This is a genomic window from Kitasatospora herbaricolor (assembly GCF_030813695.1).
GTDB classification, from domain to species: Bacteria; Actinomycetota; Actinomycetes; order Streptomycetales; family Streptomycetaceae; genus Kitasatospora; species Kitasatospora herbaricolor.
On record NZ_JAUSVA010000002.1, the window covers coordinates 4,165,940 to 4,192,322 of the forward strand.

25 protein-coding genes are annotated in these 26,383 nt (G+C 75.5%); 14 read left to right on the forward strand and 11 right to left on the reverse strand.

The annotated features are described in order from the left end of the window. Positions 1-295: 295 nt before the first annotated feature. The 6 genes from J2S46_RS18555 to J2S46_RS18580 are packed head-to-tail and all read left to right on the forward strand — an operon-like array spanning position 296 to position 5,761. Positions 296-1,633: an ATP-binding protein gene (locus J2S46_RS18555; RefSeq protein ID WP_191288863.1), complete on the forward strand. Its 1,338-nt coding sequence runs from the start codon at positions 296-298 to the stop codon at positions 1,631-1,633. Then, positions 1,630-2,055 carry a roadblock/LC7 domain-containing protein gene (locus J2S46_RS18560; RefSeq protein ID WP_191288864.1) on the forward strand — a complete coding sequence of 142 codons (426 nt, stop codon included), beginning with the start codon at positions 1,630-1,632 and terminating at the stop codon, positions 2,053-2,055. Before J2S46_RS18555 ends, J2S46_RS18560 begins: the two co-directional genes overlap by 4 nt. Next, positions 2,052-2,408, forward strand: coding sequence for a DUF742 domain-containing protein (locus J2S46_RS18565; protein WP_191288865.1), 357 nt, complete (start codon positions 2,052-2,054; stop codon positions 2,406-2,408). The genes J2S46_RS18560 and J2S46_RS18565 overlap by 4 nt, the downstream gene beginning before the upstream one ends. Continuing rightward, positions 2,386-2,994 (forward strand): GTP-binding protein, encoded by a 609-nt coding sequence (locus J2S46_RS18570; RefSeq protein ID WP_191288866.1) that lies wholly within the window; start codon positions 2,386-2,388, stop codon positions 2,992-2,994. Before J2S46_RS18565 ends, J2S46_RS18570 begins: the two co-directional genes overlap by 23 nt. After that, positions 2,991-4,643, forward strand: coding sequence for a cytochrome P450 (locus tag J2S46_RS18575; RefSeq protein ID WP_370882201.1), 1,653 nt, complete (start codon positions 2,991-2,993; stop codon positions 4,641-4,643). Before J2S46_RS18570 ends, J2S46_RS18575 begins: the two co-directional genes overlap by 4 nt. Continuing rightward, positions 4,625-5,761 (forward strand): cytochrome P450 family protein, encoded by a 1,137-nt coding sequence (locus tag J2S46_RS18580; RefSeq protein WP_229912430.1) that lies wholly within the window; start codon positions 4,625-4,627, stop codon positions 5,759-5,761. The genes J2S46_RS18575 and J2S46_RS18580 overlap by 19 nt, the downstream gene beginning before the upstream one ends. Positions 5,762-5,846: 85 nt before the next feature. Here the strand turns inward: J2S46_RS18580 and J2S46_RS18585 are convergent, their stop codons facing one another. Then, positions 5,847-7,274 (reverse strand): MFS transporter, encoded by a 1,428-nt coding sequence (locus tag J2S46_RS18585; RefSeq protein ID WP_191288868.1) that lies wholly within the window; start codon positions 7,272-7,274, stop codon positions 5,847-5,849. A gap of 136 nt (positions 7,275-7,410) precedes the next feature. On the opposite strand from J2S46_RS18585, the gene J2S46_RS18590 reads away from it, so the two are divergent. Continuing rightward, a complete protein-coding gene (locus J2S46_RS18590; protein WP_191288869.1) occupies positions 7,411-8,046 on the forward strand; it encodes a MerR family transcriptional regulator in 636 nt (211 codons plus the stop codon). Between the two features lie 164 nt (positions 8,047-8,210). Next, positions 8,211-8,789: a potassium channel family protein gene (locus J2S46_RS18595; protein WP_191288870.1), complete on the forward strand. Its 579-nt coding sequence runs from the start codon at positions 8,211-8,213 to the stop codon at positions 8,787-8,789. Between the two features lie 34 nt (positions 8,790-8,823). On the opposite strand, the gene J2S46_RS18600 is transcribed toward J2S46_RS18595, so the two are convergent. From J2S46_RS18600 to J2S46_RS18610, 3 genes are all read right to left on the reverse strand, one after another. Beyond that, positions 8,824-10,458, reverse strand: coding sequence for a protein kinase domain-containing protein (locus J2S46_RS18600; protein ID WP_191288871.1), 1,635 nt, complete (start codon positions 10,456-10,458; stop codon positions 8,824-8,826). A 231-nt stretch (positions 10,459-10,689) separates the two neighbouring features. Further along, on the reverse strand, positions 10,690-11,709 hold the full coding sequence (locus J2S46_RS18605; protein ID WP_191288872.1) for a hypothetical protein: 1,020 nt from the start codon (positions 11,707-11,709) through the stop codon (positions 10,690-10,692). Continuing rightward, the gene (locus J2S46_RS18610; RefSeq protein WP_191288873.1) at positions 11,706-12,425 is read right to left on the reverse strand and encodes an RNA polymerase sigma factor; all 720 of its coding nucleotides are present in this window, start codon (positions 12,423-12,425) and stop codon (positions 11,706-11,708) included. Before J2S46_RS18610 ends, J2S46_RS18605 begins: the two co-directional genes overlap by 4 nt. A gap of 524 nt (positions 12,426-12,949) precedes the next feature. Between J2S46_RS18610 and J2S46_RS18615 the strand changes: the two genes are divergently transcribed. From J2S46_RS18615 to J2S46_RS18630, 4 genes are all read left to right on the forward strand, one after another. Beyond that, a complete protein-coding gene (locus tag J2S46_RS18615) occupies positions 12,950-13,633 on the forward strand; it encodes a hypothetical protein (RefSeq protein ID WP_191288874.1) in 684 nt (227 codons plus the stop codon). Positions 13,634-13,787: 154 nt separating this feature from the next. Continuing rightward, on the forward strand, positions 13,788-14,522 hold the full coding sequence (locus J2S46_RS18620) for a VC0807 family protein (protein WP_229912350.1): 735 nt from the start codon (positions 13,788-13,790) through the stop codon (positions 14,520-14,522). Between the two features lie 146 nt (positions 14,523-14,668). Beyond that, positions 14,669-15,421, forward strand: coding sequence for a tyrosine-protein phosphatase (locus J2S46_RS18625; RefSeq protein ID WP_191288875.1), 753 nt, complete (start codon positions 14,669-14,671; stop codon positions 15,419-15,421). After that, entirely contained in the window at positions 15,418-15,864 is a 447-nt protein-coding gene (locus J2S46_RS18630) for a GNAT family N-acetyltransferase (RefSeq protein WP_191288876.1), read from the forward strand. The genes J2S46_RS18625 and J2S46_RS18630 overlap by 4 nt, the downstream gene beginning before the upstream one ends. Before the next feature lie 49 nt (positions 15,865-15,913). Here the strand turns inward: J2S46_RS18630 and J2S46_RS18635 are convergent, their stop codons facing one another. The 6 genes from J2S46_RS18635 to J2S46_RS18660 all read right to left on the reverse strand — a co-directional run bounded on the left by J2S46_RS18635 (position 15,914) and on the right by J2S46_RS18660 (position 21,201). After that, on the reverse strand, positions 15,914-17,044 hold the full coding sequence (locus J2S46_RS18635) for a hypothetical protein (protein WP_191288877.1): 1,131 nt from the start codon (positions 17,042-17,044) through the stop codon (positions 15,914-15,916). A gap of 294 nt (positions 17,045-17,338) precedes the next feature. Then, on the reverse strand, positions 17,339-17,830 hold the full coding sequence (locus J2S46_RS18640; protein WP_191288878.1) for an NUDIX domain-containing protein: 492 nt from the start codon (positions 17,828-17,830) through the stop codon (positions 17,339-17,341). A gap of 193 nt (positions 17,831-18,023) precedes the next feature. Beyond that, positions 18,024-19,253, reverse strand: a complete 1,230-nt coding sequence (locus J2S46_RS18645) for a serine hydrolase domain-containing protein (RefSeq protein WP_229912351.1) — start codon at positions 19,251-19,253, stop codon at positions 18,024-18,026. A gap of 199 nt (positions 19,254-19,452) precedes the next feature. Further along, positions 19,453-19,728 carry a hypothetical protein gene (locus J2S46_RS18650; protein ID WP_191288879.1) on the reverse strand — a complete coding sequence of 92 codons (276 nt, stop codon included), beginning with the start codon at positions 19,726-19,728 and terminating at the stop codon, positions 19,453-19,455. Between the two features lie 260 nt (positions 19,729-19,988). Then, positions 19,989-20,255, reverse strand: coding sequence for a UBP-type zinc finger domain-containing protein (locus tag J2S46_RS18655; protein ID WP_191288880.1), 267 nt, complete (start codon positions 20,253-20,255; stop codon positions 19,989-19,991). 55 nt (positions 20,256-20,310) lie between these two features. Continuing rightward, positions 20,311-21,201, reverse strand: coding sequence for a helix-turn-helix transcriptional regulator (locus J2S46_RS18660; RefSeq protein WP_191288881.1), 891 nt, complete (start codon positions 21,199-21,201; stop codon positions 20,311-20,313). Between the two features lie 165 nt (positions 21,202-21,366). Here J2S46_RS18660 and J2S46_RS18665 point away from each other — a divergent pair, with 165 nt between their 5' ends. Both J2S46_RS18665 and J2S46_RS18670 read left to right on the forward strand, forming a co-directional pair. Beyond that, positions 21,367-22,128, forward strand: coding sequence for an SDR family oxidoreductase (locus J2S46_RS18665; protein ID WP_191288882.1), 762 nt, complete (start codon positions 21,367-21,369; stop codon positions 22,126-22,128). Between the two features lie 122 nt (positions 22,129-22,250). Then, positions 22,251-24,689 (forward strand): lysylphosphatidylglycerol synthase domain-containing protein, encoded by a 2,439-nt coding sequence (locus tag J2S46_RS18670; protein ID WP_191288883.1) that lies wholly within the window; start codon positions 22,251-22,253, stop codon positions 24,687-24,689. A 61-nt stretch (positions 24,690-24,750) separates the two neighbouring features. On the opposite strand, the gene J2S46_RS18675 is transcribed toward J2S46_RS18670, so the two are convergent. Next, positions 24,751-26,280 carry an SCO4651 family lipoprotein gene (locus J2S46_RS18675; protein ID WP_191288884.1) on the reverse strand — a complete coding sequence of 510 codons (1,530 nt, stop codon included), beginning with the start codon at positions 26,278-26,280 and terminating at the stop codon, positions 24,751-24,753. Positions 26,281-26,383 lie beyond the last annotated feature (103 nt).

Consider the following 26,383-nt stretch of genomic DNA (forward strand, 5'->3'; position numbering starts at 1 on the left):
GCCCACGGCGGCGCCTCCGACGGGCCCCGGCCGGAGCGGTCGAACAGATGGTGCCGACGGGGTCATCGACGCTGGTGGGACGGCCCGGAGCAGTCGGGCACAAGTGACTTCGCATCCGATCCGAACAGTTCGATTTTCGACAAAACCGCTCCATTGCAGTCACATTGACGCAACATCAAAAAAGTGTTCGTCAGATCACCATGCGAGACGAATCTCTGACAATGCGTCGCCGATCCGCTTAGGATGACCGCGGCCTGTCACCCACCGGCGGTTCGAATTCCGCCACGAGGATCTGATGACCCCACACATACCGGACGCCGTTTCATGGTGCCTGGCGGTCGGGGCGCCAGCCGCCGCCGTGCTGCTGCTGCGCCAGCGGCGGATCACCGGCTCGCTCGGCGAGCGGATCGGCGCTCTTGAGGCGTCCGTGGCCGCCAGGGACGAGGCCGCCCACCGGCTGGCCTCGGTGCAGGCACCGGCCCTCGCCGCCGCGCCGCACGCCGCTCCCCACGACCTCCCGCCGGCCGCCGACGCGAGACTCGCCGGGACGGCCTTCGCCGGCCACCTGCACAGCGTGCTGGAGCAGTTCGCCGGCGCCGCGGCCCTGGCCAGGGACCGCGCCGACCAGTCCGCGAAGACCGCGCTCAAGGGCGCGGTCCGCTCCCTCCAGGGGCTGGCCAACGAGCAGCAGCTCTCCATCTCCGACATGCAGGACCGCCACGACGACCCCGACGTGCTGCGCGACCTGCTGGAGATCGACCACGCCAACTCGCAGTTCGGCCGCCGCGCCCAGGCGATCGCCGTGCTCTGCGGCTCCTGGCCGGGCCGCCAGCGCCGGGTCTCCGCGCTCTCCGACGTGGTGCGCGGCGCGAAGTCGCGGATCCGCGACTACCGGCGGGTCGAGGTCCGGACGCAGCACGAACTCGCCGTCGTCAGCCGGGCGGTGGAGCCGGTGGTGCTCGCGGTGGCCGAACTGCTGGACAACGCGGCCCGGCACTCCCAGCCCAACACCACGGTGGAGGTCAACCTCCAGCCGGCGCACAACGGCGCCTGCGTCGTGATCGACGACGCCGGGGTCGGCATGGACGAGCGCGAGATCCGCCGGGCCGGCCAACTGCTCTCCGGACAGCGGGCGGTGGACGTCACCCAGCTCGGTGACCCGCCGCAGTTCGGCTTCGCGGTGATCGGCGTGCTCGCCGCCCGCTACGGCTTCAGCGTCTCCGTCGACACCCGCTCGCCGTACGGCGGGGTGCGCGCGGTGCTGTTCCTGCCGAGCGCCCTGCTGACCCAGCCCGAGCCCGAGACCGAATCGCAGCCGGCCGCCGCCGCGCTTCCGGCCCCGGCACCCGCCGCACCGCGCACGGCCGCCCCCGCGCCCGCCGAGGCCTTCCCCGCCGCCCCGCTCGGGCAGACCGTCGGCGGGCTGCCCAAGCGGCGCCGGCGGCACGCCTCGCCGGAGCAGGCCGCCGCCGTGCGGCCCGCCGCCGACGCCCCGCTCGGTTCGGAGGCCGACTGGGACGCCGCCTGGGGACGGTCCGCCGAGGACACCGCACGCCGGATGGGCGCCTTCGCCCGCGGCACCCGGGCCGGCCGCGCCGCCACCACCGATCCCGAAGGGACCCCGCAGGCATGAACAGCCCGCTCAACAACCACCTGGACAACGAACTCGGGTGGATGCTCGACGACGTCCTGCTGGTGCCCGAGGCACGGCACGCCATCCTGCTCTCCGCCGACGGCCTCCTGCGCGCGCACTCCCGCGGGATCACCCGCGACGAGGCCGACCGGCAGGCCGCCGCCCTCTCCGGCCTCCAGTCGATCAGCCGATCCACCTCCGGGTTCGCCGGCCGCGAGGGCACCCCGTGGCGGCAGACCCTGATCGAGTTCGCCGACGGCTACGTCTTCCTGGTGGCCGCCGGCCCGGGCGCCTACCTGGCGGTGTCCGCGAGCGAGACGGTGGACATGGAGGCGGTCAGCTACCGGATGCAGAAGCTGGTCGACCGGCTGGGCAAGGAGCTCACCAGCCCGCCGCGCCACGACGCCGCCCTGCGGACATGAGCGGCGACCGGCGGCTCAAGGGCCTGGTCCGGCCGTACGTGGTGACCGACGGCAGGTCCCACCCCAGCCGCAACACCTTCGACCTGGTCACGCTGGTCAGCGCGATGCCGGACCGGCCGCTCGCCGGGCTCAGCCCGGAGCGCCGCCGGATCGTCGAACTCTGCCTGCTCGGCGCGCTGTCGGTGGCCGAGGTGGCCGGCCACCTGCGCCTGCCGGTGAGCGTCACCAAGGTGCTGCTCGGCGACCTCGTCGACAGCGGCCACATCATGACCCGGGCTGCCGTGCCGCGCACCCCGCAACCCGATTCCCAGCTCCTGCGGGAGGTACTGCATGGCCTCCGGGCCCGCCTCTGACATCTACCTGGCCCCGAGCGTGCGGACCGCCGTCAAGCTGCTGGTCGTCGGGCACTTCGCGGTCGGCAAGACCACCTTCGTCGGCACCCTCTCCGAGATCCCGCCGCTGCGGACCGAGGAGCGGATGACCCAGGCCGGCGCGCTGGTCGACGACCTGGCCGGCGTGCACGGCAAGGACACCACCACCGTCGCCCTCGACTTCGGCCGGCTCACCCTCAGCGAGAGCCTGGTGCTCTACCTGTTCGGCGCGCCCGGGCAGCAGCGCTTCACCCCGCTCTGGCGGGACATGGCCTACGGGGCGCTCGGCGCGCTGGTGCTCACCGACACCCGCCGGCTGGAGCAGTCCTTCGCCGTGATGGACCTGCTGGAGGAGCACGGCCTGCCGTACGCCGTCGCCGTCAACCGCTTCGACGGGGCGCCGGAGTTCGCCGAGGAGGAGCTGCGCGAGGCGCTCGACCTGCTCCCCGACACCCCCCTGGTCAGCTGCGACGCGCGGGACACCGGCTCGGCGACCCGCGCCCTGGTGACGCTCGTCGAGTACCTGTCCGCCCGCGTCGAGGACCCCACCGAACTGGAGCCCGCGTGACCCACCCCGCCCCGCCCCCGGGCTGCCCGGCGCACAACGCCGACGGCGCCCCCGCGGCCTTCGGATTCCCGCTGTACGACAAGGAGTTCGCCACCGACCCGGATGCCGTCTACGCGCACCTGCGGCAGTACGGAGCGGCCGCCCCGGTCGAGCTGTACCCGGGGGTGCGGGCCACCCTGGTCACCTCGTACGCGGCCGCCCTGGACGTGCTGCGCACCCCGGAGACCTTCTCCAAGGACCCCCGCCGCTGGAAGGACCTCAACCGCGGGGTGATCGCGCCGGACAGTCCGGCGCTGCCGATGATGGCCTACCGCCCGAACGCCCTGTTCACGGACGGCGAGGACCACGCCCGGCTGCGCGGCGCCATCAACGACAGCCTGGAGCAGGTCGACCCGGTCGCGCTGCGCGGGTACGTGGAGCGCAGCGCCGACGTCCTGATCGACCGCTTCGCCGCCCTCGGCGAGGCCGACCTGGTCCGCGACTACGCGCGCACCCTGCCGCTCCTGGTGTTCAACGAACTCTTCGGCTCCCCGGCCGAGTTCGGCGACCGCCTGGTGGCCGGGATGTCCGGGATCTTCGACGGGGTCGACGCCGAGCGAGCCAACCAGGAGCTCACCGCCTGCCTGCTGGAGCTGGTGGCGCTGAAGCGCTCCCGGCCCGGGCCCGACATCACCTCCTGGCTGATGTCCCACCCGTCCCGGCTGACCGACGAGGAGATGCTGCACCAGCTGGTGCTGCTGATGGGCGCCGGCACCGAGCCGCAGCTCAACCTGATCACCAACGCGCTGCGGCTGCTGCTCTCCGACGACCGCTTCGCGGGCAGTCTGGCGGGCGGCAGCCTGCCGGTCGACGACGCGCTCGACGAGGTGCTCTGGACCGACCCGCCGATGGCCAACTACGCCGTGCACTTCCCGGTCCGGGACGCCGAGCTCGGCGGGGTGCGGCTGCCCGCGGGCGATCCGGTGGTGATCAGCTTCTCGGCCGCCAACAACGATCCGACGCTGGCCGCCGAGCACCGCACCGGCAACCGGGCGCACCTGGCCTGGAGCGCGGGTCCGCACACCTGCCCGGCGCAGAGCCCGGCCCGGCTGATCGCCACCGTCGCGGTCGAGAAGCTGCTGGACCGCCTGCCGGACCTTGAACTCGGCGTCCCGGCGGACGAACTGCCGTGGCGACCGGGGCCGTTCCACCGCGCGCTGGCCGCCCTGCCGGTGCGCTTCCCGCCGGTCCAGCCGGCTCCGGCCGCCGCGCCGGGCCGCACCGCCGCGCCGCGGCACGCCGCCCAGCAGCAGGCCGGACCGCAGTACGGCGCGGCGCAGTTCGGCGCTCCGCAGCAGTCCGCACCGGGGTACCCGGCCCCGCAGCAGGCCGGGCCGGACGCCACCGACGCCTACCGCGCCGCTCCCTCCGCCGCGGCGCCGCCGAGCGCCGCGGCCAGCACGGCCGCACCGCGCACCGCCGCCCCCGGACGCCCCGCCGAGACCACTGGAGAGACCTCATGGCAGCCCCTTCAGCCGCTTCCGCCGCTTCCTGCCCCTACGCCCTCGACCCCACCGGCAGCGACATCCACGGCGAGGCCGCCCGCGTCCACCGGGACGGGCCGGTCGCGCAGGTGGAACTCCCTGGTGGGGTGGTTGCGTGGTCGGTAGGCAGCCAGGACCTGCTGAAGCAGCTGCTCACCGACCCGCGGGTCTCCAAGAGCGCCCGCCGGCACTGGACGGCGTTCATCAACGGTGACATCCCGGCGGACTGGCCGCTGAACCTCTGGGTCGCCGTGGAGAACATGTTCACCGCGTACGGCACCGAGCACCGCCGGCTGCGCAAGCTGGTCGCCGCCGCCTTCACCGCCCGACGCACCGAGGCGATGCGGCCCCGGGTCGAGCGGATCACCCGCGACCTGCTGGACACCCTGGCCGCCGCGCCCGCCGGGGAGCCGGTGGACCTGCGCGAGGGGTACGCGTACCCCGTCCCGATCCAGGTCATCTGCGAGCTGTTCGGCGTGCCCGAGGAGGCCCACGCGGGGCTGCGCGCGTGCGTGGACGGCATCTTCAACACCAACGCGACACCCGAGGAGGCGCAGGCCAACGTCGTCGCGATCTACGGCATCCTGACCGACCTGGTCGCGCTCAAGCGCAAGGAGCCGGGCGACGACCTCACCAGCGTGCTGCTCAGCGTGCGCGACGAGGACGCCGACGGCGAGGGCGACGCGCAGCTCAGCGAGAGCGAGCTGGTGGACACCCTGCTGCTGCTGATCAGCGCCGGTCACGAGACCACCGTCAACCTGCTCGACAACGCCATCCACCTGCTGCTCACCCACCCCGAGCAGCTGGCGCTCGTGCGGGCCGGCCGGGCCTCCTGGAACGACGTCGTCGAGGAGGCGCTGCGGCTGCGGTCGCCGGTGGCCAACCTGCCGCTGCGCTACGCGGTCGAGGACATCCAGGCCGGGGACGTGCTGATCCGCAAGGGTGACGCGATCCTGGCCGCGTACGCCGCCGCCGGCCGGGACGCGGCCGTGCACGGCGCCGACGCCGACGTCTTCGACGTGACCCGGGCCGGCAAGGAGCACCTGGCGTTCGGCCACGGGGTGCACTTCTGCCTCGGTGCGCCGCTGGCCCGGCTGGAGGCGGCGATCGCCCTGCCCGGACTGTTCGAGCGGTTCCCCGACCTCGCGCTCGTCGAGCCGGCCGGGGAGCTGGCGCCGGTTGAGTCGTTCATCTCGAACGGCCACCTCACCCTGCCCGTCGTGCTGCGGCCGGCCGCGGGGTAGTCGCACGGCGCCACGGTCCCGGGGTGCGGCGGGCCGCCCGCCGCACCCGGGGCCTGCGGCGCGCCCGGCCGGCCCGGTGCCCGCCTCAACGCACCCGGGCCAGGGCCTGCCGCTCGGCGCCGGCCGCCGGCCGGGGGCGGGGCCGGCGGATCAGCAGTCCGGCGACGGCGCCGAGCAGCACCACGCCGGCGCCGAGCCAGAGGGACTCCCGCAGCCCCTGCTCGAACGCGGCGGCCGGCCCGGACGCCGCCGCGGCCCTGGCGGCCCGGCTGAACACGGTGGTGATCACCGCGATGCCCAGCGCACCGCCGAACTCGCGGACGGTGTTGTTCACCCCGGAGGCCTTGTTGTGCTCGTGCTCGGCGACGCTGCCGATCACCGTCGCCGGGTTGGCGGCGAAGACCAGGCCCATGCCGAGGCCGGCCACCGCCAGGGCCGGTACCAGCGATCCGTAGGAGACCCCGGGGCCGACCAGCAGGGCGAGCCAGCCGAGGGCCGCGGCCTGCAGCACGCAGCCGAGCGCCTGCAGGACGCCGCCGCCGACCCTGGCCACCAGCGCGCTGGCGAGCGGGACGACGACCACCGGCGCGGCCGTCCAGGGCAGGGTGCGCAGCCCGGCCTCGAACGGCGAGTAGCCCATCGGGCCCTGCAGGTACTGGGCGAGGAAGAAGATCGAGCCGAAGACGCCGAAGTACATCGCCAGCGCCACCGTGTTGCTGAGCATGAAGGACCTGATCCGGTACATGCCGGCCGGCACCAGCGGCTGCCGGGCCCGCCGCTGCTGGACGGCGAAGAGGGCCAGCAGCACGGCCCCGCCGCCGAGGCCGGCCAGCGTCCGGGGGCCGGTCCAGCCGTGGTCGGCGGCGCCGACGATGCCCCAGACCGCGACCACCACGGAGGCGGTGACCAGGGCGACGCCGGCCACGTCGAGGGCGCCCTCGCGGCCCCGGCTCTCCCGGACGGCCCGGTGGACGAGCGGCAGCGCGAGCAGGCCGACCGGGACGTTGATCCAGAAGATCCAGTGCCAGTCCAGGCCCTCGGTGACCAGGCCGCCGGCGAGCGGCCCGATCGCGACGCCGAGCCCGTTGACGCCGCCCCAGACGCCGACGGCGAGCGCCCGTCGGGCGGGCGGCACGGCGGCCACCGCGAGGGTGAGCGAGACCGGCAGGATGGCGGCCGCTCCGGCGCCCTGGAGCGCCCGGGCGGCGATCAGCTGGTCCGCGGTGTCCGACAGGCCGCAGGCGGCCGAGCCGAGGGTGAACACCGCGACTCCCCAGAGGAAGACCCGGCGGCGGCCGAAGCGGTCGCCGAGCGCGGCGCCGGCCAGCAGGAGCCCGGCGAAGGCGAGGACGTAGCCGTTCACCACCCACTGCAGCTCGGACTGGCCGATCCCCAGGTCGGCGCTCATCTCGTTGAGGGCGTTGGTCACCACGAGGTTGTCGAGGGAGACCATGAACATCGGGACGGAGGTCGCCAGCAGCGCCCAGAGCGCTCCCGGCCGGTTCTCGGGCATGACCGGCTCCTTATGGATAGCAATACTGTTCACTATCGATAATGGACAGTATGGGTATCCATCAGGAGGCGACGCAAGGGCCGCTCGGAAAAAAGTGGAGATGTAAGCTATCCATACCGTTGGAGAGGGAGAGCCCATGCGCATCGGAGAGCTGAGCACCCGGACCGGCGTCCCGGTACCGACCATCAAGTACTACCTGCGCGAGGGCCTGCTGCCGGCCGGCGAGCTGACCAGCCCCAACCAGGCCCAGTACGGCGACGCCCACGTCCGGCGGCTCAAGCTGGTCCGCGCCCTGCTCGACGTCGGGAAGCTCTCCATCGCGGCCACCCGGACGGTCCTCGACTCGATCGACGCCCCCGACAACTCGCTGCACGACCGGCTGGGCATCGCCCAGCACGCCCTCAACCCGGCGCCGGCCGGCGACCCCGACTCCGCCGACCTGCAGGAGGCACGGGAGCTCGCCGACCGCCTGATCGCCGAACGCGGCTGGCTGGTCGAGAGCCCCGGCCCGGCCCGGGACACCCTGACCCAGGTCCTGCACAGCTACCTCGAACTGGGGCAGCAGGACCTGCTGGTCGTGCTCGACGACTACGCCGACGCCGTCGAGAGCCTGGCCGCCTCGGAGATCGCCACCGTCGGCCGCCGCCCCGACCCGGACAGCCAGGTCGAGGGCGTCGTCCTGGGTACCGTCCTCGGCGACGCGCTGATCACCGCCCTGCACCGGCTCGCGCAGGAGGACGCCTCGGCCCGGGCCTTCGCCGCCCTGGGCTGACGGAGCCACGACGGCGGATCGGTGGAGCGGCGGGTCGGCAGCTCGGCACAGTGGCGGCTCGGCAGCTCGGCGGACCCGTTCGGAGCAGGCCCCCGGGCGGGCCCGGGCACCGGGCCGCACGCTGGGGAGGGCTGCGCCCGAAGCCGTGGATCCCCAGTCGCAGGATGGTGCCCGTGGAGACGTGGACCCCCAAGCTGATCCGCGGTGTGGCCTCGGTGGTCGGCGGCTTCGCCCTCCTGATGATCGGCTACTTCACCCTCCCCCTGGAGTTCTTCGGGCCCGAGCGGCCGGCCCTCAGCTGGATCGTCTTCGGCGCCGCGCTGACCGTGCTGACCGTGCTCCTGCTCCGCAAGACGCTGCAGGTGCTGACCCAGGTCGGCGGCCGGCCCGGCGTGGGCCTGGCATTCCTGATCATGCTGTCGATGGTGACGTTCTCCGCGGGCTACTTCGTGCTGTCCCGGGACAACCAGTTCGACGGCCTGCACACCAGACTGGACGCGTTCTACTTCACCGTGATCACCCTGTCGACCGTCGGGTACGGGGACATCACGCCGAGCGGGGACGAGGCGAGGGTGGTGGTGATCCTGCAGATCTTCTACAACTTCGTCTTCCTGGCCGCGGCCGCGGGCAGCCTCAGCAACCGGGTGCGCAGCCAGATCAGCGCACGGGCCCGCGAGAGCCGCCGGCCTCCGGGGCCGGGCCCCGAACCGGATGCGAAGCCCGAGCCGGGGTCGGACGGCTGACGACCGAAGGGCCGCCGGCACCCGCCCGCAGCCGTCAGCTGTTGTCCTCGGCGCCGCTCCCGCCGGCGGCCGGGTGCACCGTGTTGACCAGCAGCGTCAGCCTGGCCTGCCAGTTCAGGCTGGTCGCGGTGTCGATCGCGTGCTTCTTGGCGAGGTCCCGGACGATCCGCTGGGCGTCCTTCAACTCCTGCTGCGCGTCCGCCTCCCGGCCGGCGGCGAGTGCCTTGCCGGCGTCGTCCAGCGCCCGCAGCAGGTCGGCCTGCTTGTCGCGCTCCTTCTGCAGCTGCGCCTTCGCCACCAGCTCGCGCAGCGCGACGAGCTGCGCCGCGGGGCCCTGCGGCTTGGTGGGGGTCGGTGACGCCGTGGGGGACGGCCGGCCGGTCGACGGCGCGACGGTGGGGCTGATCGCCACCGGGCTGCCGGGTGCGGCGCTGCGGGTCGCGGCCGGCGGGGTGGTCGGCTTCCCGGCCGGCGGACCGTCCAGCGCGACGATCGCGATCACCGCCGCACCCGCGACCCCGGCCACCCCCAGGGCGCCCAGCAGCAGCGGCCGGCGCCGGGCCGGCGGGCGCTCCGGGGCCGCGGCGCCGAAGGCGGTCGCGTACGGCGGTGCCTGCCCGGCGGACGGCATGACCGGCACCGGCGGCATCAGAGCGGTGGCCGGGCCCGCGTGACCGGGCGGCGCCGGGTACCCGGCGGCCGGGTGGTGGCCCGGGCCCGGGACGGGCGGCAGGACGGTGGTGTGCTGCTGGTCGGCGCCGTCCTGCGGCACGCCGGGGAAGAGCGGCCGGGCCGGGGCGGGGCCGGCCAGCAGCTCGGCCGTCCGGTCGGCGGCGGAGCCGGCCGGCAGGGCGGGGACGGCGGCGAGGAGTTCGGCGCGGGCGGCGGCCGCGTCGCGGGGGCGGTCCCCCGGGTTCTTGGCGAGCAGCCGCAGCACCGCGGCGTCCAGGGCCGGGGGTGTCCCGGGGCGGCGGGCGGACGGCGGCAGCGGCTGCTCGGAGACCTGCTTGAACGCGATCGCCACCGGGGTGTCGGCGGTGAACGGCGGCTCGCCGGTGAGCATCTCGGTCATCACGCAGCCGACCGCGTAGAGGTCGGATCGGCCGTCCACGGCAGCGGCGGTGGCCTGCTCGGGCGAGAGGTAGGCGGCGGTGCCGAGCACGGTGGCGGCCTGGGTCAGCCCGGCACCGGAGGAGCCGGCCCGGGCGATGCCGAAGTCGACGACCTTCACCCCGCCGTCGTACGTGATCATGATGTTGCCCGGCTTGATGTCCCGGTGCACCAGGCCGGCGCCGTGCGCCACCTCCAGGGCCTCGCAGACGGCCGCCGCGATCCCGACCGCCCGCTCGACCGGCAGCATCGGCTGCTCGGCAAGCAGGGCGGCCAGCGAACGGCCGTGCACCAGCTCCATGACGATGTACGGCGAGCCCTGGTCGACCCCGGAGTCGAAGACCATGACGATCCGCGGGTGCGCCAGCATCGCGGCGTGCTGGGCCTCCCGGCTGAACCGCTCGGCGAAGCGCGGGTCGTCGGCCAGTCCGCCGTTGAGCACCTTGACGGCGACCTGCCGGCCCAGCACCCGGTCGACACCGCGCCAGACGGTGGCCATCCCACCGACCCCGAGTATCTCCACGAGCTCGTAACGCTCGTTCAGCGCACGTCCGATCACTGGAACCGCTCCCCTCACCGTCCCGCGCCCAGGGCTCCTGGTCGCCTCGCGCACCTGTGCACGATAGCCGCCGTGCCGCGGCGGCCCCACGGATCCGGGACGCCCGGCCCGGTGCGCGACCGGCGGGCGGGCGGTGGTCCGTCGGCCGGGCGGCGGCCGACGGGGTGGGGAAGGGGTCCGGACGGGCGGCGGGTCCGGGGGGATTCACCCACCGCCCGTCCGGAGTTCATGTCACCTCGCGGTGGAGGTGTTGCCGGAGCGCGCGGGCGGATCCTCGGCACGGCCGGCGGCCGTCTCGGAGGACTGCGGGGCGCCGGTCTGGCCGCCCTGCGTCCCGTTCGCGGCCGTCGGCGAGGCGCCGGTCGTGGCCTGGCCGCCGCCCTCACGGGCGCTGCCGGTCGTGCCCGCTCGCACCGCCGCGCAGTAGCCCTGGATCTTCTCGGCGCCGCCCGCCGCCTTGAGCAGCGGGCCGTACCGGGCCTCGGCGGCGAGCGAGCGCAGGGTCTTGCCGTGCACCTCGGCGTCGGCCAGGTCCCGGCAGAGGGCCACCAGTTCGGGGACGGCGGTGGGGCTGCCGGGCGTCGGCGAAGCGCCCCGCTCGCCCGGTCCGGCCCCGGGTTGGGTGGCCGACGGCGTGCCGGGGGCGTCCACCGGGCCGGAGGAGGCGGCGCCCGGAACGGTCGCCCCGCCACCGGTGGCGGGCCCGCCGGAGGGGAGGAAGGCTCCGCCGGAGGAGGAGCCCGGGCGGGCGCCGGTCTGCTTGGCCGACGGCGTGCCGGACGGCGTACCGGTGGACATCTCGGGGGTGCTCAGGGCCGCGGGCCGGCCGGAGCCGCCCTGGCCGCCGCCGAGCGCGGCCGGCAGGTGGCCGCCCCCCGCCGCGACCGCGACCCCGCCGAGCGCGCTGGCCGCGAGCGCGACGACGGCGGCCTTGGCGCTGAAGGCCTGGGCCAGCGCGGCGGTTGCCATCGATCGTCTCCGGGGCGGTGCGGCGGAAGCGTGGACAGGGACGGGTACGGCGGTGGGACGGGCGGCCAGCCGGAACGCGGCCAGGGCTGCCTCCTCACCGGAGAGTTCGCCCTCCGCCGGCGGGGCAGCCGCAGCGGTGAGCAGGGCGGCCAGCGCCTGGTGCCCGGTGTCGCCGTCCTCTCCGGTGAGGGAGGCCTGACCGCCCGGCGTACCGGCCGCCGCACCGGCGAGCAACTGCTCGGCGGTGTCGCGGTCGATCCGACGGGATCGGTTGGTGCTCATCTCAAGTCCTTCAGCGTCGCGGTCCTGGGTTCTGTCACACCCTGCGGAGATTTTTTCTGCGGAGCCCCCCGGTGCGGGATCCCTGCCTCGGGCGCACCGGTGCGCTCCAGCAGCTTGGCGAGCCCGCGCAGCCCCCGGTGGGCGGCCATCCGCACGGTCCCGGCCCGCTTGCCGAGCACCCGGGCGGCGCTCTCGGCGTCCAGCTGCATGACGACCCGCAGCAGGACGGCCTCGGCCTGGTCGCGCGGCAGCCGGGAGATCAGCGCGAGCGCGTCGGAGGTGCCGACGGTGGCGAGGGCGGCGCCCGCGGTGTCGTCGCCGGAGGCCAGTTCGGCCAGGTACTCCAGCGGCAGGTCCGCGGTGGGGCGCCGGCGTCTGCTGCGCAGGTGGTCCAGGGCGCGGTTGCGGGCGACGGTGGCGGCCCAGCCGCGGAACCCGTCGGTGTCCCCCGAGAAGGTGTGCAGGTCGCGGGCGATCTGCAGCCAGGTCTCGGAGGCGATGTCCTCGGCGTCCTGGGTGTCGCCCGGCCGGCTGCCGACCAGCACCCGCAGGTAGCGCAGCAGACCGGGCTGCACCGCGCGGAACAGCTGCCGGAACGCCTCCTCGTCGCCGCCCTGCGCGGCGATCAGGGCGGCCGAGAGGTCGGCCGCGCCGTCCGTCGGGCGGCCGCCGGTTCTCGCCCCGGCCGGGGCGGCGGGACCTCCCGCGGCGCTCACGGCAGGGCGGGCCGCCGGCTGGTCCGGAAGGGGGCCGGCCGACCGGGATCGCGGCGGCGGGACGAAGCCGGGGACGCCGACACCTCTGTCGGTACCGGCTCCGGGGCGGTCTGCACTGTGCACTCGCCCCATCATGCGGCATCCGGTCCCCGGCCGGACGGGTGCCCGGTGAACTCCGTGTTGCGGCGGGCGGGACCAAACCCCCTGCCCCACGGGGTCCAAGGTCCCGTCGGCCGCTGCCGTTCGCCCGCGGTCCCGATACCCGCACCCCGCATACGTTGGAGGAGAACCGGAGCAACACCGGACCTCCACGGTTTCTCCACACAACGCGCCTGCCCTCCACGGGCGACCGCCGCCCCTGCACAGCCGCGCTCCCCCGGGCCGGCCCCGTGGCCCGCCCCCGCACCGCCCGGCCGCGCCGCTGCCCGGCCACGTGCCCCGTCGCAGCACCTCACCCACCGGCCCGCACGGCCGGGCGGGCCGGTGCGCCCGCCCCGCCCCGCTCCGCCGACCAGGAAGACGTGATGAAGACCGCCCAAGAGCTCTACACGGACGGGCTGCGCGACCACTTCGCGCCCGCCATGCGCGCCCTGGGCCTCAGCGGTTGGCGGCACACCTTCAGCCTCCCCGACGAGGGCCATTGGGCCCTGATCGGCGTCGTCCGCCGGCCGCTGGGCGACCGGGTGCGGTTCACCCTCGAACTCAGTCTGACCGGCAAGCAGGACTGGGCCGACAGCGGCCTGCCCGGGCTGCGCCCCGACCCCCGGGTCCGCCACGGCGTCGAGATCTGGCGGGCCCGGATCGGGGAACTGCTGCCCGTGCAGGACGAGATGTGGTGGGAGGTGCTCCCCGGCCCGCGCTGGCAGGTCGCCGTGGAGGACGCCGTCGCCGCCGTCCGGCACTACGCCCTGCCCGAGCTGCTGCGCCTGGTCGACCGGGCCCGCACCGGCGAGACCTACCTCTCCCGCGCGGGGCTCGCCGACGTCAACGCCGTCCTGCTGGGCGCCTCGGTCGGCCGGATCCAGCGTGCCGAACTCGCCGACAAGTCACTCGTCCTCACCGGCGCCTGGCGCCGGTCCGACCAGGTCGCCCGGGAGGTCCTGCAAGGCGTCGCCGAGGGCTTCCTCTCCGCCGGGGACGAGCGGTTCCGGGCGGTGCGCTGCGAGGACACCCTGGGACGCGAACTCTGGGTCTTCCCCGGCCGGTAGGCCTCTCGGGCGGCGTGTCACGCTCGCTCCCATGACAGTTGTCACGCCGATCCGGCAACGGAAGGCACTGCTGGGGCGGGTGGCCGGATCGCCAGACTGGAGGCACGACGCGGGGCGCACCGCCCGGCGCCAACTCCCGGCGGAGGCAGCCACCATGAGCCAGATCCTGACCAGCACCGGCACCGGCACCGGCACCGCGACCGCCCCCCGCGCCGCGACCGCGACCGCGAGCACCCGCTCGGCCTACGCACCCCTGGCGATCGACGTGCTGGCCCCGCTCGGCGGCTACTTCCTGCTGCACTCCGCGCTGGGTCTCAGCCAGGTCGCGGCCCTCGGCCTGGCCAGCGTGATCCCCGCCGCCCGGACGGTCCTCGGTCTGCTGCGCGAACGCCGGCTCAACACCTGGGCCGCCCTGATGCTCACGGTGAACCTGCTCGGCCTGGTGCTGGCGGGCGTCACCGGCGACGCCCGCCTGATGATCGCCAAGGACGGCCTGCTCAGCGGGGCCGTCGGCCTGGCGGTGCTGGCCTCGTCGGCCGCCGGGCGGCCGCTGATGTCCGGCGTGCTGATGCCCTTCCTGACCAAGGGCGACCGGCTCCGCACGGCCGCCTGGGAGCGGCTCGCCGACGGCCGGGCGGCCGGCTCGCGGGCCTTCCGCCGGCAGGAGCGCGCCTTCTCCGCGATCTGGGGCCTGGCCCTGTCCGGCGAGTGCGCGGCCCGGGTGACCGGCGCCTTCACCCTGCCGGTGAGCACCATGGCCTGGCTGTCGACGGTCTTCCTGGTGGCCGCGATGATGGTCGCCGCCGTGCTCGGCCGGGCCGCCGCCGACCCGATGGAGAAGCTCGTCCGGGCCGAGGCCGCCGCCCTCCCCGCGCCCGCCGCCGCCTGACCCGGCGACCTGCCCGGGCCGCCGCCCCCGAGCCCGGCGGCGGACCTGACGCGGCATCGGGCGAAGAGCCCGCCCCGGAACCACCGGGCCGCCCCAGGAGTCACAACACAGGGGGCGACCGCCTCCACCGGACACGGGGGGAACCGATGACAGACACCGGCGCACAGGCCGAGAGGCGCACCCTGACCTGGGACGGATGCCTCAACGTACGGGATCTGGGCGGCCTGCCGACCACCGCCGGGGGCCGCACCCGCCACCGCGCCGTCGTCCGGGCCGACAACCTCGACCGGCTCACCGCCGAGGGCTGGGAGGCCCTGCGCGCCCACGGCGTCCGCACCGTGATCGACCTGCGCAACGCCGACGAGTACAAGCCGCTGCTGCCGCTGCCCGCCGACCTCGACCTGGTCCGGATACCGCTCGACGAACTGGCCGGCGCCTCCTGGTGGCAGCGCTGGGGCGAACTCGACGGCACCCCGCTCGCGCTGCGCCCCTACCTCGACGAGTGCCCCGGCGCGATCGCCGAGATCGTCGCGGCCGTCGCCCGGGCCCGGCCCGGCGGGGTGGTCGTGCACTGCGGGGCGGGCCGTGACCGCACCGGCCTGGCCACCCTGCTGCTGCTCACCCTGGCGGGCGTCGAGCCCGCCGCGATCGTCGCCGACTACCTGCTCAGCGGCCCCAACCTGCGCCCTCTCTGGGCCATGCTCGGACGCCCCGACGAGGAAGCGCTGATCGCCGCCGCCCTGGAACGGGCCGGCACCACCGCCGACGACGCCCTGCTCGCCGCCCTGGACGGCTTCGACCCGCAGGCCCGGCTGCTCGCCGCCGGACTCGGCCCCGCCGACCTGGCCGCCGCCCGCGCCCGGCTGCTCGAAGCGCCGGCTGCGATGATCCACCCGTGATCTTCCGTGACGCCGTCCGCCAGGACCTCCCCGCCATCATCGCCCTGCTCACCGACGAGGAGCGGGTCACCGACCCCGCCGGCGTCCGGGTGGACGAGGCGTACAGCCGGGCCTTCGAGGCGGTGGACGGCGACGCCCGCAACGAGATGCTCGTCCTGGACGAGGGCGACGGCACCGTCCTGGGGTACCTGCAGCTCACCTACATCCCCGGCCTCGGCCGGCACGGCGAGGAGCGGGCCCTGCTGGAGGGCGTCCGGGTCCGGGCCGACCGGCGCGGCGACGGGCTGGGCCGCCGGCTGATCGGCGAGGCCGTCGAGCGGGCCCGGCGGCGCGGCTGCACGCTCGTCCAGCTGACCAGCGACAAACGCCGCGCCGGGGCCCACGCCTTCTACGCCTCGCTCGGCTTCGCCCGTAGCCACGACGGGTTCAAGCTGAACCTCTGACCGCAGGTCCGCACGTCACGGGGGCGCCGGGCCGCCGGGATCCGGGGCGTCACCGGCGGCGGCCACCGCCCAGGCGCTCACGGATCGCCCGCATGGTGGCACGTAGCTCGTCCCACCCGGGCGTTCCTGGGCGGACGACCTCCCCCGCCGGCCACCCGGCGCCGGGCGCGGCCGGTCCGGCCGGCTCGGGGGGCGGTGCGGCGCAGGCCGGTGCGGCGGGAACGCCCGCCGGCGGCCGGTCGCGATGCTGCGGTCCACCGGTGTGCTCCAGGTCGTCGGGGCCGGCAGGCCCGGCGGTCCTCGGTCCGGCCGGGAGGGGCTCGGCCGGGGCGGGGCCGGCCGCTGCGGCCGCTCCCCCCACGCTCAACAACGCCCGCACGCGCGGAGTGGTTACGGGCCGGGAAAGACCAGCCGTCGTCCTGTCCTGGTAGTCGGCTTCCTGGTCGGGCCCGCACGTGCGGACCTGTGAGCCGGTACGTGCGGACCTGCCCGAACCAGCACGTGCGGAGCTGTTTCTCCCGGCGCCCTCGCCGGGCAGGCCCGCACGTGCGGACTTACGGGGCGGGCACCCGGGCACGGGGCCGGGGCGGGCGTCGTGTGCGGAGTTGTCGACGGTCGCGGCACGGGACGCGGGCACGGCACCGGCGGCAGGCACGGCAGCGGGAGCAGGCACGGCACCGGCAGCGGGCACGGCGGGCACGGCCTCGCTCGTCCCCGCGGGGCCTCCGGCCGCCACCGCGGGCCGGTCGGCCGTCCGGCGGGCGGCCTGCCGGACCCTGCGGCGGTCCTGCCGGAGGACGGCCAGGGCCGCCTCCCAGCGGGGGACCCCGCCGATCGGCAGCACGCAGGCGTAGCCCCGCACCCGGGCGCCGGAGGGCCCGAAGGCGAGGGTCATCAGCCCGGCCTCGGCGGCGGCCCGGTAGAACCGGGGGATGGAGTCCTTGGACGTCCGGCAGGACTTGGCGAACCACTCGTTCGAGGGAGCCCGGTGGAGGTTGGTCCCGTCGGCGTCGGCCTTCTGGGCGGCGTGCATCAGGAAGAGCGCGAACGCCGATCCGAAGGACTTCCAGGCCCCGCCGGTGGGGATCTGCTGCATCCACTGGCCGAGCCTGGTGCGGAACTCGTTGGCGGGGGCCGTCCAGGCGGCGGGGCGGGCTGCGGCGGTGTCGCTGAGGTTCATGGCTTCTCCCGAGGGCGCCGCGCCCCCGCCGACGCGCCGAGGGCTCCGCGCGCCGCTCGGCGTGCGTACACTCTGGGGATCGGGCTCGGCCGGCGTCGGCCACTCGATGTGTGCGGCCGCCTGGTGATCTTTCCGCCAAGAAAAATGTGGCCAGGCAGTCGTAACGGTCTGATCCCCCGGATGCTACATCCGGGGGATCATCCATTTCATCTGCACACCAAGGGATATGACAGGACGTCAGTTCGACGCGCCGCCCCTCGCCGGCAACGCCGGTGACACCGCCGAACGGCCTGCTCAGAAGCCGGAGACCGGGCTGGTGACCATCCGCACCCGCCCGTCCGCACGCGCCTCCAGCCCGGCCGCCAGTCGCAACGAGCGCGCCGGGCCGAGCAGTTGGAGCGCCTCCTCGACCGGGGCCCAGCGGTAGCTGTCCAGCTCCCCGGCCGGGAGGGTCACCGGGGTGTCGCCCGCGATGCTGCCGAGGTCGAAGAGGAAGTGGATCGCGGGGTGCGCCAGCTCGGCGGACGGGTGCGTCCAGGCCACCACCAGCAGGTCGCCGGCCTCCCGGACGATCCCGGTCTCCTCCTCCAACTCCCTTGCTGCGCAGGCGTCCGGGCCCTCGCCGAGGTCGATGGTGCCGCCCGGGAACTGCCAGTGCTGGCGGTAGCCGGCCTTGACGATCAGCACCCGCCCCTCCTCGTCCCGGAGCAGGCATCCGGCGGCCGCGTACGCGCGCGGCAGCGAAGCGAGCCATTCCTCACGGGACTTCAGCGGGCCGTCCGACATGGTGACTCCTTCTGGAGTGCGCGACCGGCGGACCGGCGCGGATCGAGAATGTGCGCCCCCACTGTGCCACGGTCCGCCGGGGCGGGACCGGACGCGAACCACCGGCCGCGACCCCACCCGTTCAGCCTCCTCGGCCGCCCCAGTCTCCTCAGCCCCCTCGGCCCCCTCGGCCCCCTCGGCCCCCTCGGCCTCCTCAGTAGGCCTGCCCCGAGCCGAAGGCCGTCGTCACCACGGCCCACACGTGCGGGAACTCCTCGCCGTTCAGGCCGGTCGGGTTGAACGAGTAGACGACGTGGCGGCTCAGGTCACGGGTGGCGAACAGGCCGCCGGTGTAGCCCGGACGGCTGCCGGTCTTGCCCCAGACGACCGTGCCGTCGGGCAGCGTGACGCTCATCAGGCCCATGCTGAAGCACGCCCGTCCGGCGGTCGGGCCGATCTCGCAGTTCTTGTTCCGGACGTTGGGAACGTCGGGCACCGTGAACAGCTCGGCCTGCTGGGCGGGCGGCAGCAGCCGGCCGCGGAAGAGCGCGGTCATGAACCGCTCCAGGTCCGGGGCGGAGGAGATCATGCCGCCCTCGGCCCACGGCCAGGGGCTCTGCTCGGTGACGTCCACCCGGACCCCCGGGCCGCCCGCCCCGCCGGGGCCGGGCACCGTCAGGTAGCCGTGCGCCGAGGGGCCGGGCAGCGAGGTGTCGCCGGCGGCGGGCAGGTAGGTGTCGCGCAGGCCCAGCGGCCGGGCGATCCGGGTCTGCACCTCCTGGGCGAAGGTACGGCCGGTCACCTTCTCGACGACCATCCCGGCGACGAAGGTGTTGATCCCGTTGTACTGCTGGGCGCTGCCGGGCGCGAAGCTCATCGGGCCGGCGAGCGCGGCGGTGACCACCTCGGACGGCGTCCAGGAGTCGGTGCGGTGGTCGGCGAACCAGCCGGCGCTGCCGTCGCCCGAGGTGAGGCCGGAGCCGCCGGGCAGTCCGCTGGTGTGGTCGAGCAGTTGGCCGACGGTGACGGCCGGACGGTCCGCGGGCAGCAGGCCCGGGAGGTAGCGCTGGACGGGCGCGTCCAAGGCGAGCCGGCGCTCGGCCGCGAGTTGCAGGACCACGGTGGCGGTGAAGACCTTCGAGATGCTGCCGATCCGGAACCGGCCGTCCGGATCCACCCCGTCGCCCGCCGTGCCGGACCACTGCCCGCCGCGGCCGCCGGCCCGGACGAGCGCGCCGGTGATCCCCTCGTCGGGGAGGTCGGCGATGGTCCGGGCGAGCGCGCCCCGGTCCGGCCGGGCCGGCGGGGCGGTGGCGGCGGACGGGCCGGTGGCGGCGGGCCCGGCCGCGAGCGCGGGCGTCCCGGCGCCGGCCGCGACGGCGGCGACCAGGGTGGCGGCGGCCGCCAGGGTGGTCCAACGGGTGCGGTGCGCGGACGAGTTCACGGGAGTCGCTCCAGGCGGTCGGCGGCGGGGTGGTGCTTCCGTCGAGCAGCCTGCCGGAACCGCGCGGCCGGGCCATCCGGGACGGGCCCCGAGCCGCCCCTGATCCCGCCGGGGGATTCCCCCGAGCCGCGGCCGAGCACGCGTCAGGGGCGGGAGCGCGGCCGGCGGACGGCCGGCGGCTCCCGCCCCCTGACCGGGCTCAGTGGGCGGAGTGCTTCTCCGCGCCGCGGTGGCGGTGGCCCTTCAGCTCGGCGTGCATGGCGGGGGCGGAGTGCATGGCCGTCGACGTGCCCTCCCGGCCGCCGTGGCGGAACGTGCTGTCCCCGAAGTGCATGCCGGGTGCCCCGGTCGGCGGCGCGTTGGTGAGCGGCGGCGGCCCGAGCGGCCGTGGCGTCGCCGCCATCCCGCGGCGTTCCAGCAGTTCCTGGGTGCCGCGCTGGAGCTTGCTCATCCGGGCCGACGATTGCTTGGTCATCGTTGTTCTCCCTTCGGCGGCGCTCGCGCCGCACCTGCGGGGCAAGGGAGCCGCACGGGATGTTATGTCCGGATTTCATCCGATGTACACATTTTCCCGGGTGGGTGTCCGGCCCGGGCGGCACAGCTCGGGATGCCCCGCCAGGCACCCGAACCGGCCCCTCGGCCACCCGGTCGAAGGCTCGGCCGGCACCCGCCCGCGCGGTACCGGCGGCCGGCCGGGGCAGGTCGCTCAGGAGTGCGCCGATCGCCGCACGGCGCTCAGCCCATCGCCTCGTGGACGTAGCACCAGCGCCATTCCTCGCCCGGCTCGTACGAGCGGATCACCGGGTGGGAGCTGTTGTGGAAGTGGGCGCTGGCGTGCCGCTGCGGCGAGTTGTCGCAGCAGCCGATGTGCCCGCAGTCCAGGCAGAGCCGCAGGTGCACCCAGTCCCGGCTGCCCGCGGCGAGGCAGTCGGCGCATCCGTCGGTCGGGGGCGACGGCGCGATGTCCGCCGGGGCCGCCGCAAGGTCTTCGCACGCGCTCATGTAGGCAGGGTAGTGAGGCCGGGGCCCGGCGGCCGGGAACCGCGCCGGGCCGCGCTCAGCCGGGCGGCCCCGCGCCCTCCTCCGCCGCCGCGGCCCGCCCGCGCGGCGCGGATCCCGCCGGGCCGTCCGCCGTCCAGCTCGCCAGCGCCGCCAGCTTCTGCGCCGTCGGGGAGCCCGCCGGGGTGGTGTAGGTGATCAGCAGCTGGTCGGCGGCGCCCGCGATCGCGAGCGTCTCGTACCCGAAGCTGAGCGTCCCCGTCAGCGGATGCCGGATCAGCTTGCTGCCGTGGGTCTTCTCCCTGACCTGGTGGTCGGCCCAGAGCCGGCGGAACTCCTGGCTGCGGACGGAGAGTTCGCCGACCAGCGCGCTGAGGCGGCGGTCCTGCGGGTAGCGGCCGGCGTCCAGCCGGAGGTAGGCGACGGTCTCGGCGGCGACCGCTTCCCACTGCGGGTAGCAGTCCCGCGCGCCCGGGTCGAGGAAGACGTGCCTGGCGGTGTTGCACTCCTCCGGGGGCTGGCCGCTGAAGCCGAGCAGCGAGTCGGCGAGCCCGTTCCAGGCCAGCACGTCCATCCGGCGGCCGAGCACGAAGGCGGGCACCGCGTCCATCATCTCCAGCAGCAGCCGGACGCCCTCCCTGACCTGCTGGCGGCCCCGGACGGCACGGCCCGCCGCCCGGGCGGGGCGGAGCAGGTCGCGCAGGTGGGCCTGCTCCACCTCGTCCAGGCGCAGCACCCGGCCCACCGCGTCCAGCACCGCGTCGGAGGCGGAGGTGCCGCGGCCCTGCTCCAGGCGGATGTAGTAGTCCACGCTCACCCCGGCCAGCTGCGCGACCTCCTCGCGCCGCAGACCCTGGACGCGCCGGCGCCCGTGCGAGGGGAGACCGACCTCCTCGGGCTGGATCCGGGCCCGCCTGGACCGCAGGAACTCCCCCACCGTGTTCTCCATCAGTCCAGGCTAGCCCGGCCTCACCGGCCCAGCCTGGTACTGGCTTTCCCAGGAAGAGCGAGGCCTGGGCCGCCGCCCGGCGGGCGCGCAGAGTGGGATCCGCCGGGCCCGGCCCACCGCCGGACCGCACCCCTCGCACGAACGACCTGAGCCAAGGAGAACCCCATGAGCTACCCCACCCTCGCCGGACGCACCGCCGTCGTCACCGGCGCCGCCAGCGGGATGGGCGAGGCCACCGCCCGCCTGCTCGCCGCCAACGGCGCCCGGGTCGCCCTGCTGGCCCGCCGGGCCGACCGGCTGGACGACCTCGCCGCCAAGATCGGCGCGGACGGCGGCCAGGCCCTCGCGGTGACGGTCGACGTCACCGACCAGGCCTCGGTGGACGCCGCCGCCGACCGCGTCCGGGCCGCGTACGGCCGGGTCGACCTGGTGGTCAACAACGCCGGCGTGATGCTGCCCAACCCGATCGGCCAGGGCCGGCTCGACGAGTGGAGCCGCATGATCGACACCAACCTGACCGGCGCCCTGCGGGTGATCCGGGCCTTCGTCCCCGACCTGACCGGCGCCGCCGGGGCCGGCCGCACCGCCGACCTGGTGAACGTCTCCTCGATCGCCTCGCACGTGGTGTTCCCGGACTACGCCGTGTACGCGGCCACCAAGGCCGGCCTCACCCAGCTCTCCGCGGCCCTGCGCACCGAACTGGGCCCGCGCGACGTCCGGGTCACCACCGTCGAGCCCGGTCTCACCAGCACCGAGCTGGGCGGGCACATCGACAACCCGGAGCTCGCCGAGCAGCTGGGCGGGATGTTCGCGGCCATCCCCGCGCTCACCTCCGAGGACATCGCCGACCTGATCGGCTACACCGTCAGCCGCCGCCGGGAGGTCAACCTGAGCCGGCTGGTCGTCGTCCCCACCCGGCAGGCCTGACCGGCGCCCGCCCGGCCCGACCGGCGCCCACCAGCGCCGACCGGATCCGCCCCGGCCGCCCCCGGACCGGGGCCGCCACTCCCCCCGGGCGGCCCGGCATGGGAGCATGCCGCGTGGCCACGGTGACAGATCGACAAGGCAGCGGCACGGAGACGGACCGTCCCGCCGGACCGCCCCCGACCGCACCCGCCGGAGCACCCGTCCGCCGGATGGTCGGCGGCACCGACCGGGTGCGGCAGCCCGCCGCGCTGATCCGGCTGCTGCTCGGCCTGGCCGCGATCTGCCTCACCCTGCTGCTCGCCGACTACGCCCAGGCCACCGCCGGCGGCATGGACGCCGACATCGCCCAGGGCGTCGACCTGATCCCGCACGCGGTGTCCCGGATCGCCGGGGCGCTGTCGACCGCCGCCCTGCTGCTCGTCCCCGCCGTCGCCGGCGCCCGGCTGCTGCTCGGCCACGACCGCCGGCGCGGACGCCAGCAGGTGGCGGACGGCCTGCTGGCCGCCACCGTGGCGTACGGGCTCTGCGTCGCCCTCGACCTCTGGATCGACGGCGCCGCCCCGGCCTCCCTGCTGGACGCCCTCACCCACCCGCTGCCCGACGGCCCCGGCCACACCGAGCCGGTCTACGGCTACCTGGCGCCGGTGCTGGCCTTCCTGATCGCCGCGGGCGCCCGCGACCGCCACCGGCCCCGGGTCGCCTTCGCCCTCTCCGGCGTGGCCGGCCTGCTCAGCGGGTACGCCGGCCCGCTCTCGCTGCTGCTCGGCCTGCTGATCGGCGCCACCGTGGCGCACGGCACGCTGTACGCCGTCGGGGTCCCGGACCCGCGGCCCCGGCCGGCCGCGCTGGCGCTCAGCCTGCGCCAGGTCGGGCTTCGCCCGCGCACCATCACGCCGTCCGGCCCGGACCGCTACCTGGTCGGGCAGGACGACGGCCGACCCGACCTGGACGTGCTGCTGCTGGACCGGCAGGCCCTGGTCGCCGCGCTGTTCCAGCGGGTCTGGCGCCGGCTGCGGCTGCGCACCGCCCCGCACCCGCGGGTGCTGCGCTCGCTGCGCACCGGCCTGGAGCACGAGGCACTGGTCTCGTACGCGGCGGTGGCGGCCGGGGTCCGCACCCGCCGGGTCGTCGCCAGTGCCGAACTCGGCCCGGACGCCGCCCTGGTCGCGTACGAGCACGTGCCCGGCCGGGCGCTCGACCTGCTCGCCGACGAGGAGCTGACCGAGGAGCTGCTCGCGGACGTCTGGGCCCAGTTCAAGCTGCTGCAGACCCGGCGGATCTCGCACCGGGCACTCGTCCCCGCGGCCGTCGTGGTGGCCGAGTGCGGGGCCGTCCACCTGGTCGACCTGGCGGACGGCGACATCGCGGCCAGCGACCTCGTGCTGCGGGCCGACACCGCGCAACTGCTCACCACCCTCGCCCTGCGGACCGGCGCCGAGCGGGCGGTCGGCTCCGCCGTCGCGGTGCTGGGCCCGGCCGCCGTCGGCGCGGCCCTGCCGCTGCTCCAGCCGATAGCGCTGGCCCGGCAGACCAGGGCCGCCCTGAAGCAGCGGCCCGAACTGCTGGAGGCGATCCGGGCCGAGGTGCTGCGTACCCGCCCGCAGGCGGCGGTCCGGGCCGTGCGGCTGGAGCGGCTGCGGCCGCGCACCCTGCTGGCCGTGGTCGGCGGGGTGGTGGCGGGCTGCCTGCTGCTGCCGCAGTTCTTCACCACCGACCACAACCCGATCGCCACCCTGGCCGGCGCCGACCCGGGCTGGATGACCCTGGCCGTGCTCCTCGCCGCCGCCAGCCATGTCGCCGCGACCGTCGGCTTCGTCGGCTTCGTGCCCGAGCGGGTGAACCTCTGGCACGCCCTGCTGGCCCAGGTGGCCGGCTGCTTCGTCAAGATCGTCTCGCCCGGCGGGGTCGGCGGGATCGCCCTGAACACCCGCTTCCTGCAGCGCTCGGGCGTCCCGACCCCGCAGGCCCTGTCCAGCGTGGGCGTCGGCCAGCTGCTCGGCCTGATCCTGCACCTGCTGCAGCTCGGCGCCTTCGTCTACCTGCTGGGGAACGACCCCGGCTCCGAACTGGACGCGCTGCCGACCCTGGTCGGCGGGCTGGCCGGGGCAGCCGTGCTGCTCAGCCTGGTCGCGGCCGTCCCGCCGGCCCGGCGCTGGCTCGCCGCCCGGCTCCGCCCGCTCACCTCCGAGGTGCTGCCCCGGCTGCTCGACCTGCTGCGCAGCCCCGGGCGGCTGAGCGCCGGGATCGCCGGGCAGCTGCTCGTCTCGCTCTGCTTCGTGGCCTGCCTGTACTGCTGCGCGCAGGCCGTCGACAGCCGCCCGAGCTTCGCCTCGGTCGCGGTGGTGCTGCTGGTCGGCAACGCCGTGGGCAGCGCCGCGCCGACCCCGGGCGGCGCGGGCTGGATCGAGCTGACCCTGCCCCGGATGCTGGTGGCGACCGCCGCGATGGACAGCGGCTCGGCGGTGGCCGCGGTGGTGCTGTACCGCCTGCTGACCTTCCTGCTGCCGGTCCTGCCCGGCTGGGCGGCCTTCGCCTGGCTGCAGCGGCGCAAGGCGCTCTGAACGACGGAGTGGCCCCGGACGGGTCCGTCCGGGGCCACGGTGCGGTTCGGCGCGCCCGGCCCTACCGCTTCAGGCCGTCCAGCAGGTCCTTCGACGAGATCACGTCCCCGGCCGGCGGCGCCGCGATGTCGCGGACGGCGCCGTGGTCGCTGTACTCCTCGGTCACGCTGTACGCGCCCTGGGACCCGCTGCCGGACTCCCGGGTCCGCAGGACCAGGCCGTCCGTGCCGAGCCAGACGTCGATGTCGGCCCTGTCCAGCCCGTGCGCCCGGGCGTCCTTGACGAGGTTGTCACGCTCGAACTGCCCGAGCACGGGGCCGGTGTACTCGGCCAGCGTGGAGAGCACCACGGTGCCCCGGTAGTGCTCCGCCGGGCGGCCGCCGATCTCCTCGGTCGCCACCCAGGCCGCCTCGTCGGTCGCCGCGAGCGCCCCCACGAAGGCCGCCAGGTATCCCTTGGCCTTCGAATCGCCCGTCCCGCTCTCCAGGCTGAGCCAGCTCTTGCCCACGCTCAGCTCGGCGAGCGCGTAGTAGACACCGCCCGTGACGATCACGTGCTGGTGGCCGTCCTTGTCGATGAGGGTCTTCGGGTTGCCCCAGGTCTCGATGTCGGAGGCGGTGATGGAGAGGGCGGACGTCCCGGACTGCTGGAAGGCCAGTACGGCCCGCTCGCCGGAGCCCTCCGGCCCGGTCCGGTTGGTCCGGTACGAGGTCAGCTGCTGGGCCCGGACCACCGCGTCCTCCAAGGACTCGGCGGCGTCGTGCGTCGGGGTCTGCGGCCCGGCCGACCGCGCCTTGGGGTCCCGCACGATGTCCTTCCTGGCCGGCGCCTCGATCTTGGGCGCACCGCCCAGCTCCGACCAGCGCAGGACCACCGGGGCGCTCCCCTCCGCCGCCAGCGACGTCCGCCCGGCCTGGACGAAGTACAGCTTGACGCTGACGAGTTCGTGCCTGTCGTTGATCGCGAACTCGGCCGTGAGCGTCCGGGCCTTCTCCGGCGGCTCCTTCGACAGTTCCTTGGGCCGCAGGGCGAAGGTGCGGTCCGGTTCCACGCCGGCCGCGCCCAGGGCCGCCATCAGCGAGCGGCCGTCCAGCACGCTGCGGTAGCGGCGGGTCCCCTTGTCCTCGGGTGCCCCGTCGCGGGCCGTGCTGAGCGTCCCGCCCTCGGTGGCCAGCCGCAGCTGGACCACCGGGTCGAGCAGGTGCGCCAGCACGGTGTTGCGGGTGTCCTGGGCGTCGGTCGCCTGGTCCGCGGAGAGCGGCCGGCTCGCCGTCCAGTGCTTGCCACCGGACATCTTGACCAGCGCCGGGGGCACCGCCACATAGGTGGCGTCGCCCACCACCCGGACCCGGTAGCCGCCGGCCTTGCTGCTGCTGACGTCGAGCGCCGAGCCGTTCTTCCAGTCGGCGTAGCCCTTCACGTCCGCGGTGGGGAGATCGCCGGGCGAGTCCATCTCCACCGCACCGTTCCCGGCCTTCAGCATCACCTCGGCCGAGGCGGCCAGCGCGGCCCGCGCCTCGGCCTCGTCCGAGGTCCCGGCCCCGGTCACGCCGTCACAGGCCGTCAGAGCGCCCACCAGCGTGGCCCCCATGACGACAGCGGAAAAAAGCGCGCGCATGACCCAACCCCCCACGTTCCGCGGGCCCCAGGCCCGGTCGGCCCGATCCTGCCAGAGCGTTTGAACGGGTTCAAAC